Here is a 14039-nt window from a genome sequence, read left to right as displayed (position 1 = left end):
CATCAATCTACCTGCGGGTAGATTATGGGCAGCCGGCGTCGAACGCGTTGCTGAATGCTAGGAAGTCAAAGATGTCGAGTGAGCCATCCCCGTTGAAGTCGGCAGGGCACGGGTTCACGACGAAGAAGCTCAGCGGGGCATCAAGGATCTCGCGCTCGCCGCCAACGTTGATCGCCGTCACGCTCACGTAGTACCGACCGCTGTTCAGCGGGCCGACCTGGGCCCTTGTCGAGATGATGCCGTCGTCATCGAAGACGACGCTGCTCAGGTCGGCCTCCCGGGCGACGATGATGCTGTAGTCATCGGCGTCGGCAGCCGCCTCCCATTCGATGACGGGAGTGGTCGTCTCAAACACGGCTTCGCTGGTGGTCACGAAGCCGAATGGCGAGGGGGCCCCCGTGCCCTCGCTCACGACGATGTTGTCGATGGCCCACCACCAGTCGTTGCCCGTGTCCGCCATACGGAACTGGACGATCGCGTCGGTCGCGCCGCTCGGGATGGCCACGGACAGAGCGATGGCCTCGTTGGCCCGCTCCAGGCTGCTCGAGCCGCCCGGCACGGTATCGACGTTGAGAGTCAGCAGATTGTCGAAGCTCAGGCCGCTGTTGAAGCTGACCTCGACGAGGCCGGTCATCGTGTCGTAGGGGCGAAAGCTCGAGTCGAACGCGATCTCCAGCAGGCCGGACGCCACGCTGGTAACGTCGATCGCGGGCGTACGGACCAGCACGTTGAACAGGTCGGGCTCGATGCCTGATCCCAAATCGTCATACTCATCGCCATCGGCAACCATGACGGTGCCGGTGCCGCGCACGAACGTGCTGCGATCCTGGTCGCCGGCTGTCGCGATCCAGGAATTGATGTCGAGGAAGGTGAAGCCAAAGAACTCGGCAGGACCATCGCTGGGCGTGTCGCCGTTGTCGAAGTCCCAGCCCGCCGGCAACTCGTCGGTCCAATCGGTGCCGTCGCCACAGCACTCGCTCGAACTCACGAACGGGAGCAGCGTCAAATCCTCGAAGTCCTGCTCGTAGAGGACGGTCTGGGCGGCGGCGCTGCTCGCGAGCACGATCATGATGTTGCGAGTCATGCGTAATCTCTCCAATCTAAGGTGTTGATGCAAGCTGGGCCACGGCCTTCGTACGCCCATCAATATTCGCGGTGCCGTGGAGCCAACGCGCTCACAAGGCGCAAAGATTGAGCAAATCCGGAGGTAATCACGGAGAATTTCATGGTACTTTCGCATGGTTGAAACCTGGGCTTCGGCGCCACTGAAGTGCATGACCGCGGTCCCGGTTCTTCAGACGCGCGAACCGAGTGTCAAGCGGTGCTGCATTTGGCCGTACTTATGGCTGGCCGCCCGCATGTGGACGACCTGACCTCGAGTGAAGCAGGCTACGCGTACAAGCCCTGTCCTTAAATGGGTGAAGCTTTGGTGTCGATTGTGTGTAGATCTCGGCTGGCACCACTGAGGCAGGGGCTCTGACAGGGTCGCACATAGGGTGCAGAGTTGTTCCGGATCGGCGCCGTAGTAGACTGTGCTCGAAACGACGGAGCCCCAACCATGCCGCATCGCATCGTAAGTCACGTGCTAGTCTGCCTGGCACTCCTGTTCGCGAGTCACGTCGCCACGGGCAAGCAGGCCGACACGACACGGAAGGCCAGCCCAGCACGGGTCGGGCCATTCTTGCAAGACGCCAAGCCAACAAGCATCTGGATCGTGTGGGAGACCGAAGGGCCATCTCCCAGCGAAGTTCGATGGGGCAAGGGCGACGTGTTGGAACACACCGCCCGAGGCAGTTCCATTCCCAGCCAGGGACAGGCTCGAATCCACCACGTTCCACTGCTCGGTCTCGAGCCCGGTGCCTCGTATCGCTACCGCGTGCGAGTGCCCGGTACACAAACGTACCAGTTCCGCGCGCCGATGCCGCCCGGATCCGGCGAGCCCTTCAAATTCGTTGTGTATTCGGACACGCAGGCAGGGCCGGTGCCCAATCGACACACGACGGTCATCAACGACGGAGTGATCCGGTTCGTACGCGAGAACTTCGGCCATGCCGACGGCGGCGCGTTCGAGCTCAGCGAGCACCTTGCCTTCAGCTTGATCCCGGGTGATCTCGTCAATGCGGGAAGCAACTACAACGAGTGGAAGGAGCAGTTCTTCGATGAGGAGCAGGAGCTGAGCGCTCGCATTCCGATCTATCCCGTGCCCGGAAACCACGAACAGGATGCACGCTGGTTCTTTGACTACTTCCATCTGCCCGAGAACGGCACCGAAGGCTTCCTCGAGCACTGGTGGTGGAAGGACCACGGCAACGTCCGTATCATCGGGCTCGACTCTAACGGCGCCTATCGCACGCAGACACAGCTCGATTGGCTCGACAATGTACTCGAGGATGCCGCGGCTGCCGACGATATCGACTTCGTGTTCGCCCAATTGCACCATCCGCACCTGACACCGGCGTGGACGCCCGGCAACACGGCGTTTACAGGTGACGTGGTGCGACGGCTCGAGCGATTCTCGACGAAGACTGGAAAGCCAAGCATCCACTTCTTCGGCCACACGCACGCCTACGAGCGCGGCCAGAGCAAAGACCACACGCACCTGTGGGTCGACGTTTCGGCGACCGAGGGCGACCTTGCCTGGTGGGGCGAGTATCCACGCGAGGACTACGCCGAATTCCAGAAGTCCATCATGGACTGGGGCTTCGTGCTCATGGAAGTTGAAGACGGACCGAACCCGAGCTTCCGGATGCGGCGAATCAGCCGCGGCAACCAGTTCGATCCCAAGGACAACGAGGTGATCGACGACGTCCGCATCCGCCGATCCAACGAGCAACCGGTGACGCCCGAGCTGCGATCGCCAGCGAGCGGCTCTGCCGGCGTGCCGGCCGACGGACTCGTCCTCGAAGCTAGCTCCTTCCGTGATCCCGACGGCGACAGACACCTCGCCACGCAGATCCAGATCAGTACGACCGAGGGCGACTTCTCGGCGCCGGTGCGGGACGAGTGGTTCCGATTCGAGAACTGGTACGCGCCACCCGAAGCAACGGGCCGTGACAACGGCTACTACAGCGTGGACACACGTGCTGGCATGCCGATGACATCGCATACGTTCGACGGGCTCGATCCGTTCACGACCCATTACTGGCGTGTCCGATATCGTGACGATGGCCTCGCATGGAGCGAGTGGTCGCAAGAGCGAGCGTTCGTGACTGGGGCCGCGCCCATCGGCGCCTGCTGCTTGCCCGATGGCACGTCCAGGCAACTCCGCGAACGTGACTGTATCTCCGTCGGAGGCACGTTCCTCGGCGTAGGTTCGACGGATGCCGACTGTCCGGACATCCTCATCCTCTGGAAGGAAGACTTCGAGGCGGTCCAACTTGGTCCCAACACTGATGAAACGCGGACGAAGGCCAAGGCTTGGTCGGCGGGCGCGCCGACGGGCTGGACCAACGATCGGTCCGCGATGCCCCAAGGTGGCGTCACCGAGTGGCGCGGGTGGGCGATCGCCAACAAGGAGTGGTGGATCCAGGCCTCGGGAGATCAAAGCCGCAGTCAATTCACGCTTGGATCGGGCAATCTTGCCGTGGCCGACCCCGATGAGTGGTACGACGCACCCATTCCCGATGGGGGAGCATTTGATGCGGTCATGGTGTCCGTACCGGTGAAGCTCGATGGCATCGAACCCGGTAGCGGAATCCTCAGCTTCGACAGCACCTGGGACCCATACGACGACATGCGCGCCACGATCATGGTCAGTTATGATGATGCGGAGCCAAAAGAGATCATGCGCTGGACCTCGCGGCAGGGCGAGCCAACCTATCACGCCAAGAATCCCGCCGAACGCGTCGTCGTGCCCATCCAGAATCCGGGAGGAGCGGGCCATGCGGTCTTCATGTTCCGGCTTGACCAGGCAGAGAACGACTGGTACTGGGCAATCGACAACTTGATGGTCTCGGGTCACATTGCGGTTCGTGAAACACGACCCGCCACTAACGGCTCGCAAGCGTCACCCGATCGCTAGTTCGAGGCCTGATTCACGTTCTCCTTGGCCGCATGCCGCTACCCCACCGTTTCCCGTCCTCTGAATCCCCGACTACACCTCTGCACGCGCCGAACTCGGGTCAGCGGAAGGACCGACCGGACGCCCCCCACAAGGTGCCTCGCGCCATCGGCGTATGAAGCTCTTGTTGTGGCGTGCTCGATCACGATCAATCGCTGGCCCAGCCGAGTAGACTTCTCGCATGGCAGAGCGATACGACCGGATCGTGGTGGGGGCTGGCATCCTCGGGCTTTCGCACGCTCTGGCGGCGCTGCGGGCTGGCGAGCGCGTGGGCGTGATCGAACGCGAGCCGAAGGCGATCGGGGCGACGGTCCGGAACTTTGGCATGGTGTGGCCCGTCGGCATGCGACCGGGCGAGGACCGCCGCCGCGCCCTGCGTTCACGCGAGATCTGGCTGGACTTGGGCCGCGAGGCTGGCGTCGACGTTCGGCCCGATGGCTCTTTGCACGTGGCGCGCCACGACGACGAGTGGGCGGTGCTCGAAGAATTCGTGAGCGACGATAGGTGCGATGGACTGGATTGCACGCTGCTCTCGCCCGAGGCTGCCCATCGGACGCATGCCGGGCTCCGCCGCGACGGGCTCGTCGGGGTGATGCACAGCGCGAGCGAACTGGCCGTCGAGCCCAGGACGGCCGCCGATCGCATCGCCCGCTGGCTGGAAGCGCAGGGCGTGGCGTTCGTGCGATCTCTCGCCGCGGTCCGTTGCGAGGCGGGCACGGTCTCCCTGGCCGATGGCCAGCAGTTGCACGCCGATCGGGTGGTTGTGTGTTCCGGGGCCGACCTCCGCGTCCTCTTTCCCGAGGTGTACCAGCGCCTCCCCGTCGAGCTTTGCAAGCTCCAGATGTTGCGTCTTTCGGCCCCGGCGTGGCGGGCGGGGGCCCACGTCGCCGGCGGGCTGACGCTGCGGCACTATCCGGCCTTCGAGCAGTGCCCCAGTCTCAAGGCGGTGAAGGCCCGCTATGCCCGCGAGCATCCGTTCTACGATGAGCACGGCATCCACGTCATGAGTGCTCAGCGAGGCGATGGCACGCTTGTTGTCGGCGATTCACACGCGTACGGCCAGGGTGCGACTCCGTTTGATCGCGAGGACGTCAACGCCGCCATCGTGGCTTATCTTGGTCAGATGCTGGACATTGACAGCTCGAGCGTGGTCGATCGCTGGCACGGCGTGTACGCGAGGCGCACGGATGGAAAGACGGTGCTGCGCTGCGAGCCGACCCCGGGGGTCACCGTGGTCAACTGCGTGGGCGGAGCGGGCATGACCCTCGGTCCAGCGATCGCCGAGGAGACGATTGCTGCCGAGTGCGGTGCCTTCAATGGAAAGCAACCCGCCTGATCCCAGCCGCGAGGCATGCGCGAGAGCCGAGTGGCTGCCATGGCGACACACTGCACGGCGAGGCCTTGACCGAGCGCATGCACGTCGTGTGGTATGCGAGCCGGCCCGATCAGGTGAAGCGTTTCATGATCCGTCCGCACGCGAAGTCGATGAGCGACACGACCACGATGATCATGATCATCATCGTGGCGACCTCCTGGAAGGCGTAGCTCTTGAGCTTTGCGTCGATGAGGAAGCCGATCCCACCCGCGCCCACCAGTCCGAGGACCGAGGCCGATCGAACGTTGCTCTCGAATCGCAGCAGCGTCTGGCTGACCACGTAGGGCATGATCTGGGGTAGCACCGCGAACGACAGGACCTGCGTCGAGGACGCGCCCGTGGCGGTCACGCCGTCGATCTCGCCCTGCCGGACGGTTTCGAGTGCGTCGGCGAAGACCTTGCCAAGGACGCCAAAGGTGTGCACCGCCAGGGCCATCACGCCGGCGAAAGGCCCTAGGCCGATGATGGCGACGAATATCAACGCGAGCACGAATTCATTGAAGCCGCGGCACGCGTCGAACCCGCGGCGGGTGAAGAACACACCCAGGCGACGCAAGAGGCCCGGGATAGGACCGCCCGCGGTGCTGAGGATCGACAACGTCCGGTGGGAGCCCAGCACGGCGATCGGCAGTGCGGCGACCATGGCCAAGAGCGTGCCCCAGATGGCGATCGCGATGGTCTCCAGCAACGCGTCGGCATAAAGGCGCAGGCTGTCGGGATCGGTCTCGGGCGGGAAGAAGCCGCCGCTTCGTTCACGCTTCACGCGGCGAGCCTGGCGCTCGACAAGGGTGTCCCACTCTTCCAGCGTCGTTTCGTTGCGGAGCTCGGTGGTCCGAGCATCAATGGCCTCATCGAAGCCTTCGGGACGCGGGGCGCCCGGTTCGAGGCGGAGCTCTTCGACGAGTTGGAGCCTGGCCTGGCGTTCGAGGGAGAGCATGAGGGTGCGCTCGGCGCTCTGGTAGGTCTCGGCGATCTGGGCGTCGGAAAGCTGGCGGCCCAGGACGTACTCGGCCGCGCGACCGCGATTTTCGACGAGCAGACCCGGATCGAGGTCGCTCTTGGCACCCGACCAGGAGAGTACGGCGAGGATGAGGAGCGGCAGCGCCAGCCTGCGTGCGGTGAGCCAGGCGATGACGGCCGCCATCGCGGCCGCGATAGCGACCGCAACCGCGGGTTCGAGCTCCATCAGCGCCTGCCGTGAGAACGCGATCGTCCCGACCAGCAACGCGGCCAGCGGAGCGCCCCAACGCAGGATGGACATCAAGGGACGCCGAGGCTCGGCCTCATCGGTCATCGATCAGTTCCTGCCGCCGCTGCTCGAGTGCCCGAATGGGATCGAAGTCTGAGTCGTTGGCCCGCATGAATCCGCCTCGGGCCATGGCCTCAAGCGCCTCGGGCTCGTCCGACAGCGAGACGACCGCGTCGCGGACGGCGTCCTGGAAGCTCTGTGGCAAGTCGCCGCGCACCGAGATCGGGGAGGAAGGGATCAGCTCGCTGCGCCAGAGCTCGATGAGCGGCGAACTGTCCAAGCCGGCCCGCTCCATGGCGATCAGGTCCAGGGTGTTCGTCGCGGCGACGGGCAGGTCGCCCGCCAGCACGGCCCGGATGGCGCTGCCATGCGAACCGGTATACCGGATCTCGCCGAAGTATTCCTCGGGCTTCATGCCGGTCTTCTCGATGATGCCAATGCTCGGCACGAGGAAGCCCGACGTGCTGTTCGGGGTCACGAAGCCGAAGGATTCGCCGCGGGCATCCTCGATCGTCACCATGCCCGAGTCCGCACGCGCGATGATGATGCCGTAGTAGCCCTCCTGGCCCTGGTCGTTGAGTTCCCTTGCAACCGCCACGGCGCCCGCGATGCGATTGGCCTCGATGTAGCTCTTGGGCCCGAAGTACGCCACGTCGACCTGCTTGTTCTGCATGGCCGTGATAACGCCGATATACTCCGATGCGCTGAACGTCTCGACGGGGATGCCCAGTTGCCGTTCGAGGTGATCGGCCAGGGGCGCAAACCGGGCCACGATGTCGCTCCCCCCTTCGCTGGGAATCAGGCCCAGGCGGATGACCTCGGGCCAGCCTTCGCGATTATCACTTTTCTCCCCGCTCCCAGTAGGCGATGAGCTGGCGGACGCACGGTCCTTGCATCCGGCAACGGCGAGCAGGAGCACCGCTGACACGACGAAGAACAAGCGGATGGCGGTGTTCATGCGGGCTGTTCCCTCAAGGTGTGGTGCGTCTGGGCGGGCGTGCTCGATGCGGATGCCGGTTCGTCGCGATAGAGCCGGGACAGTTCGCCGTCGTGCAGTGCCGTGGCTGGCGTGTCGAGCACGAGCACACCATTGCGGAGCCCGACGACACGGTCGGCATGGTTCCGTGCAATCTCGACGTCGTGCACGTTGATGACGATCGGTACCCCGTGGGTCTTGTTGATGCGATCGAGCGTCCGCAGCACGATCTCGCTGCTCCGTCGGTCGAGGCTGGAGACCGGCTCGTCGGCCAGGATCGCCGTGGGCTGCTGGGCGAGCACGCGAGCGATCGCCACGCGCTGGGCCTGCCCGCCCGAGAGTTGGTCGGCCCGCTGGCTGGCGAGTTCGGCGATCTGGACCTCTTCGAGGCACGCCATGGCCGCTTCTCGAGCGCTCGCGGGAAACTGCCGCCAGAGCGAGGGGATCGTCGCCAAGCCACGCTGGGCACCCAGCCAGCCCACCAGCACGTTCTCGAGCACGGTCAGGCGGCCAACCAGGTTGTATTGCTGGAAGATCATGCCCACGCGCGTCCGTACTTCGCGGAGCCTCCGGCCGTGCACCCTGGTGATGGATGACCCGCTCAACACGATCTCGCCGCCTGTGGGCGTCAGCAACCGGTTCATGAGCCTGAGCATCGTGCTCTTGCCCGCGCCCGAACGCCCGATGACCGCGACGCGCTCTCCGGCGGCCACCGACATGCTCACGCCCGACAGGGCGGTGTGGCCCGTGGCGTAGGTCATGGTCAGGTTGCGTAGCTCGAGGACTGGGGTCACGTGCGTCTCGCTCCAATTAAGACACATAGGCTGGGCCTCGCGAGCGGGCCGGGCAAGCCGACGACGTGTGAAGATCTCGTCAAGACGTGATCCACGACGCCGTCGCCCCCTCGCCTGGAGCAATGGTGCTCCTAGGCTCGCGCACGCAGATGCGTGGGTACACCCAACTCGAGAGGCATGGCATGGAACTCGTGGTTTTCGACGTGGCCGGCACCACGCTCAGGGACGATGGCGACGTGGTCGCTTGCTGCATGGCCGCGGCCTTGTCATCGGCGGGCGTCGAGGTCTCGCCGCGAGAGGTCGATCCGGTCATGGGGCTGCTCAAGCCCCTGGCCATCGCGACGCTGCTGGAGGCCAAGCGAGGGCGGGCGCCCGACGCCGACGAGGTCGAGACGATCCACGAGCGGTTCCGTTCAGCCATGGTCCAGCACTATGCAGGAGCTCCCCGGGTTGGAGCGATGCCAGGCGCTGAGGAACTGTTCGAAGCGCTGCGCGGCCGCGGCATCCGCGTCGCCCTGGACACCGGCTTCGATCGAACCATCCTCGACGCGGTGATCGATCGCTTGGGCTGGCGGTCGAAGCTCGACGCCACCATCGCCAGCGACGAGGTCGACCGCGGCAGGCCCCATCCGGACATGATCCGAGCCCTGATGGCTCGCCTGGGCGTCGAAGATGCCTCGCGCGTATGCAAGGTGGGCGATAGCCTGGCGGACATCGAAGAGGGCGTCAACGCCGGCTGCGGCTTGGTGGTCGCCATGCGCAACGGACGGACCGAGCCCGTGCTGGGGCGCCTCACGGGCATCGTTGCGATCGACCATCTCGACGAGCTTCCCGAACACCTCGAGGCTTACTCGCGCGTCGGAGCCTGACGAGGCATGCTCGACGCACTCTCCAAGCAATCGGGGTCGCGCGTCGGAGCGTTCGAGGGCCAGACCCTCGCGTTCGAGGCCGGGGCGCTGACGCAACTCATTGCCGACTCTGGAATGACGCGCCCGATGCTCGTAGTTGATCGGCGAGCGGTCGACGCCGCCGGACTGCGCGAAGAAATCCATGGTGCGACGCGATGTGGCGAGCGCATGTTCGACGGGATCGAACCCAATCCGTCGGCGGAGCTTGCACGGTCGGTCATCGACGCGGCGATTCGCGTGCGGGCCGACGGCTTGGTCGCGGTGGGGGGTGGTTCGTGCATCGATCTCGCCAAGGCCACCGCGCTCGGGCTCGATCACCGCAACGACGTCGAGGCGATCATCCGCGGCCGATCGAGCATCCGCGGCGCGGCGCCGGTCATCGCCGTGCCCACGACAGCCGGCTCGGGCAGCCAGGCGACGAGCTTCGGCGTGCTCTACGTCGAGGGTCGCAAGAAGTCGATCGATCATCCTGCGCTGCGGCCCGCTGCGGCCGTGCTCGACCACCGCTTCATCGAGTCGCTGCCCCCGCGGCTGAGCGCGGTGTCCGGGCTCGACGCGCTGTGCCAGTGCATCGAATCGATCTGGGCCTGCGGCGCGACCGAGCGGTCGCGAACGCTGGCCACCGAGGGCGGCACGTTGATGTTCGAGTATCTCGTCGCTGCCGCACGCGACCAGGATCCTGCCGCCTGCCAAGCCATCATGCTGGGGGCGCACTTGAGCGGCTGCGCCATCAACATCAGCCGAACGACAGCGGCCCACGCCTATTCGTACGCGCTGACGCAGCGCTACGGCGTGCCGCACGGGCTGGCCGTGGCATACGGGCTCGGCTGGGTGGCGCAATGGAACGCGGGCGTCGATGCGGATTCATGCCAGCATCCCGCGGGGCCTGAGGCCGCTCGGGTATTCGTACACGACGCGGCATTCGTGCTTGGCGTTCGGCCCGACCGCGTGGGCGACGCGATGGCGAGCCTCTTGGACGCACTGTCGTTGCCACGCAGTCCGCTCGCGGCCGGCGTGTCCGTCGCTGACCTCCCCGCATTGGCTCGGGCAATCGATCCCATGCGGCTGTCCAACAACCCGCGTCGGCTAACCGCCGACGACGTACTGATGGGCACCCAGCGATCGTTCGTGATGGGGTAGCCGAAGCTCACGCTACGAACATCAGGACGAGCATGGCATCTAGGCCCGTCGAAATGCGCATCGTTGGGCTCTGGCCATGTTCCAGTCTGGCAAACCCGCCTCCCTGCGCGAGAAGCTCACCGAGCGGGGCTCTTGTGATCGTGTTTCGGCGACGGGGATGACGCTCCAGGCTCGAGTGCGGCCGCACTGTGGTGTAGTGGCTGGTGCCGCTCGTCCTGCCGGCCGGTGTTCGACGCGATGCGGTAGACAGCATCGAGTTCATCTGCGGTTGCGGAGAATGCAGCGAAACTCACCCCGAGGCGCGAAAACGCCCGTTTTGGGAACTCATCTGGAACTCAGGGGTGTTTCGTCTCGAAGAAACGGCCCTAGCGAGCGCTCAGACGGGCTATTTGAAGACAAGCGGAGAGGGGGGGATTCGAACCCCCGAGGGGCTTACGCCCCCACACGAATTCCAATCGTGCGCCTTCAACCGCTCAGCCACCTCTCCGTGGGTCGCCAGGGCTATCAGGCCCAAAGGCGAGCGGGCAACAGGATAGCGCCGGACCCGCCAAAAGGCGATGAACGGCCAGTCCCGGTTCGCCTTCGCTGCTACCAACGCAATCATCTGGGGCATGGCCGAGCCTTCCCCTAAGCCCAAGCACGATCCCGAGCACGCCCACCCGGCTCCCGTCAGCGGGCTGCTGGTAATCGACAAGCCCGAGGGCCCGAGTTCCATGCACGCCTGTGCCCGCGTGCGGTCGGCCCTGCGGCGTGGTGGGGCCCCAAAGCGGGTCAAGGTCGGCCACGGCGGCACGCTCGACCCGCTGGCGACCGGCCTGCTTGTGATACTTTGCGGCAAGGCCACACCCCTGTGCAACCGTGTGATGATCGGCAAGAAGCAATACCGGGCGCGGGTCGACCTGTCAGCGTTCACCACCACGGACGATCGGGAGGGCGAGCGGACCGAGGTCGTGATCGAGCGGCCGCCGACCAAGGACCGGGTACTCGAAGCGCTCGGCGCGTTCGTGGGTGACGTCATGCAGCGGCCGCCGGCCTTCAGCGCGATGAAGGTCGGAGGCCACCGGGCCTACGCCCTCGCGCGCAAGGGCAAGGTGGTGGAACTCGAGCCCAGGCCTGTCACGATCCACTCGATCGAATTGATGCGCTACGAATGGCCGTTCGCAGATCTGGACATCCGTTCGGGAAAGGGTGTCTATATCCGCAGCCTGGCGCGCGACCTCGGGGTGGCGCTCGGCACGGGCGGGTCGCTCGCGGCGCTCCGTCGCACCGCGGTGGGGCGGTTCACGATCGATCGGGCGACCAGGCTTGATGATCTCCCGACGGTCCTCACCCAGGCGGACCTGCTGCCGGTCGAGGCCTTCGTCGACGACGAAGGCCAGGCTTAGCCCTCGTCGCCTTCGGTCTCTCCGCCGCCGGCGGCCTCGTCCTCGGCACCAATAATCTCGAGGTTCAGCCGCTGGCTCATGGCCTCGAATGAGAATGGATTGCCGCTGGGTAGGGCCTCACGCAGCTCGATGAGGCGCAGCTCGTAGTCCAACCGATCGGCCATGCGGCGATAGGCCTCAGCCGTCAGGGGCGTGATGCCGTTCACCATGCCAACGCCCAGCGTCAGCGTGCTGGGGATCGGCACGGAAACGGTCCGCTGGTCGAGCGGCGTCTCCTCGACGTCCACGAGTGGGTCCAGGCTCTCAAAGACCGCCATTACCGCATCGCGGAACGGCTCGGCATTGATCTCCGGAATGGGCTGCGCCTGGAACGAGCCGGCGGTCGCAACGGCGTTGGGGCTCACGCGAACAGTCTGCGGCGTGGGCGCTTCGGCCGTGGAGCCGAGCGTGCTCATGAGTTCGACAGCCGCCGAGGTCAGGCCGTTGGTTGCCGCGTTCTGGGCAACCTGCTCGGCGTTGTCGCGGAGTTGCTCGAAGGCCCGCAGTGCTTTCCAGTCTTCGACGACCTGTTCACGCACCTCGTCGACACTGTCCGGCTGGGATTCCTCGCGGACGTCGAGAACCGTGTAGAAGTACACACTGCCGTCGGGGCCGGTCGCTGGGATATCGGTAACCGGCAGGCCCTTCTGGATCGCCAGGCTCGCGCCCATCTCGGGCCGCAACTCGCGGACGGCGAACAGCACCTGGGCCACCGGGGCGCGGGTCGAACCGATGCTGATCTGGGCCCGGCCGAAGCCGTCGAGCGCGATCATGGCCGACGGCCACAGCCAGCCTTCGGGCCGGACGATCTCTGGTGCGGGCAATTCGACGGTGCCGTCCTTGGCCTCGGGGAAGCGCGTCAGGCCCACGGTCTCGACCATGGCCTGGGCCACGCTCTCGAAGCTCGGCCGCGTCGAGTCGAAGTCGTCGGGCAGCCGCTTGTATGGCCCTTCGGCTTCCAGCGTGCGCGTTGCCTCGCCCATCGCGCCCACGAACGCCTGCTGGGCGGACTTGATCACGTCGTCGGCGATCTCTTCACGAACGTTGCGTTCGAGGTCTTCCCTGACCTCGCTGAAGGGTTGTGCTTCCTGGCCGGCGGCTTCCTGCTCGCGGGCCGTGGCCTGATAGCGCTTGCGCACCTCGAGCGGGTCGGGCGTGATGTTCGCGAGGATCGCGTCGCGGTCGAGCTTGAGGTACTCGAGCTTCAGCCGCTCGGGCAGGGTGTAGCCGATGCCGTACTCCCCGCCGCCCAGGGGTGTCGAGGCGAACCGCTCGTAGTGCTCGCGCACCTGCTCGTCGTTCGGCTCGCCCGCGATCCCGGCGATGTCTCGGCCGTTGACCCAGAACGCCTCGACACTGGCCAAGCGCTGGAGGTCGGCCGAGTTTCGCACGGCTCGCGTATCGCTCAGCGGAGCGCTCTCGAAGTAGGTCGCCGTCAGGCGGTGGATGCCGCGGGCCACGCTCAGGGCCTCGTGGTACTCACGCTCGCTCACGTTGTTCGGAGGGTTGCCGAGGAAGCCCGCGATGCGGTCGATCATCGCCTGCCGTTCTGCAGGAGGCATGCCGTTCCACTCCTGTTGTGCGAACTGGGCGGCGAGTTGCGGGCCGAATTGCTGGGCGTACTGTGCATACTTCAGATCAATCTGACGCCGTGCCATCTGCGGCGCGAAGTCCTCGAGCCAGAGCGCCCCGTCGCCGGCCACGCCCACCAGGCCGGCGGCTTCGGCCTCGCGTCGCAGCATCATCCAGTGCAGCCCGGTCCGGTCGCGATCGACCGCGGGCATGTACTGCGGGGGCACGCGATCCTTGAGCAGCGCGTGCTGCCGCTCGGCCAGTTGCATCTCCATCGCGCGGATGCCCGAGCCGTCCAGACGCGCGATCTCGCGGTTCGAGATGCGGTTGCCCAGCTGCGTGATGGCCTGGGGCGCGGTGAACGCCACCATCAGCAGCACGCCGAAGATGATCATGAGCCACTTGCTGTACCGGCGGAGGAACTTGAGCATGTGCCCGCCCTGGCCCGTAAGGTGTTCGACCCGTGTCTGCCGGGTGCCGGCGGACCGACCGGCCCCAGCCGAGCCATCCGCACGCGCGGGGCCGATGCCTCGCGCGGCGG

General features: G+C 65.8%; 10 protein-coding genes and 1 tRNA gene. 5 read left to right on the top strand and 6 right to left on the bottom strand.

Annotation, left to right across the window (positions count from 1 at the left end; translation table 11 throughout):
- Positions 1-22 precede the first annotated feature (22 nt).
- The gene (locus NCW75_07180) at positions 23-1084 is read right to left on the bottom strand and encodes a hypothetical protein (protein UYV14066.1); all 1062 of its coding nucleotides are present in this window, start codon (positions 1082-1084) and stop codon (positions 23-25) included.
- Between the two features lie 474 nt (positions 1085-1558).
- On the opposite strand from NCW75_07180, the gene NCW75_07175 reads away from it, so the two are divergent.
- Together NCW75_07175 and NCW75_07170 are read left to right on the top strand one after the other, a co-directional pair.
- Positions 1559-4021 (top strand): fibronectin type III domain-containing protein, encoded by a 2463-nt coding sequence (locus tag NCW75_07175; protein UYV14065.1) that lies wholly within the window; start codon positions 1559-1561, stop codon positions 4019-4021.
- Between the two features lie 220 nt (positions 4022-4241).
- Positions 4242-5396: a TIGR03364 family FAD-dependent oxidoreductase gene (locus tag NCW75_07170; GenBank protein UYV14064.1), complete on the top strand. Its 1155-nt coding sequence runs from the start codon at positions 4242-4244 to the stop codon at positions 5394-5396.
- A 109-nt stretch (positions 5397-5505) separates the two neighbouring features.
- Here the strand turns inward: NCW75_07170 and phnE are convergent, their stop codons facing one another.
- Genes phnE through phnC form a run of 3 tightly spaced genes read right to left on the bottom strand, consistent with a single transcriptional unit; the run spans position 5506 to position 8454 of the window.
- Complete coding sequence (gene phnE, locus NCW75_07165) at positions 5506-6729, bottom strand: phosphonate ABC transporter, permease protein PhnE (GenBank protein UYV14063.1); 1224 nt, start codon at positions 6727-6729, stop codon at positions 5506-5508.
- Positions 6719-7642: a phosphonate ABC transporter substrate-binding protein gene (gene phnD, locus NCW75_07160; protein ID UYV14062.1), complete on the bottom strand. Its 924-nt coding sequence runs from the start codon at positions 7640-7642 to the stop codon at positions 6719-6721. The genes phnE and phnD overlap by 11 nt, the downstream gene beginning before the upstream one ends.
- Positions 7639-8454 (bottom strand): phosphonate ABC transporter ATP-binding protein, encoded by an 816-nt coding sequence (phnC, locus tag NCW75_07155; protein UYV14061.1) that lies wholly within the window; start codon positions 8452-8454, stop codon positions 7639-7641. Before phnC ends, phnD begins: the two co-directional genes overlap by 4 nt.
- Positions 8455-8540: 86 nt before the next feature.
- Here phnC and NCW75_07150 point away from each other — a divergent pair, with 86 nt between their 5' ends.
- Positions 8541-9323 (top strand): HAD-IA family hydrolase, encoded by a 783-nt coding sequence (locus NCW75_07150; GenBank protein UYV14060.1) that lies wholly within the window; start codon positions 8541-8543, stop codon positions 9321-9323.
- Positions 9324-9329: 6 nt separating this feature from the next.
- A complete protein-coding gene (locus NCW75_07145) occupies positions 9330-10502 on the top strand; it encodes a phosphonoacetaldehyde reductase (GenBank protein UYV14059.1) in 1173 nt (390 codons plus the stop codon).
- Between the two features lie 400 nt (positions 10503-10902).
- Here NCW75_07145 and NCW75_07140 read toward each other — a convergent pair.
- Positions 10903-10989 (bottom strand) — tRNA-Ser (locus NCW75_07140).
- 124 nt (positions 10990-11113) lie between these two features.
- Between NCW75_07140 and truB the strand changes: the two genes are divergently transcribed.
- Complete coding sequence (gene truB, locus NCW75_07135; GenBank protein ID UYV14058.1) at positions 11114-11887, top strand: tRNA pseudouridine(55) synthase TruB; 774 nt, start codon at positions 11114-11116, stop codon at positions 11885-11887.
- Here the strand turns inward: truB and NCW75_07130 are convergent.
- A complete protein-coding gene (locus tag NCW75_07130) occupies positions 11884-13929 on the bottom strand; it encodes a hypothetical protein (protein ID UYV14057.1) in 2046 nt (681 codons plus the stop codon). The two genes, truB and NCW75_07130, sit on opposite strands and share 4 nt — an antisense overlap.
- Positions 13930-14039 lie beyond the last annotated feature (110 nt).

The organism is Phycisphaera sp., from assembly GCA_025916675.1.
GTDB lineage: Bacteria > Planctomycetota > Phycisphaerae > Phycisphaerales > UBA1924 > JAHCJI01.
The sequence above is the reverse complement of the archived record's forward strand: the minus strand, read 5'-3'. Positions and strand labels throughout refer to the sequence as shown.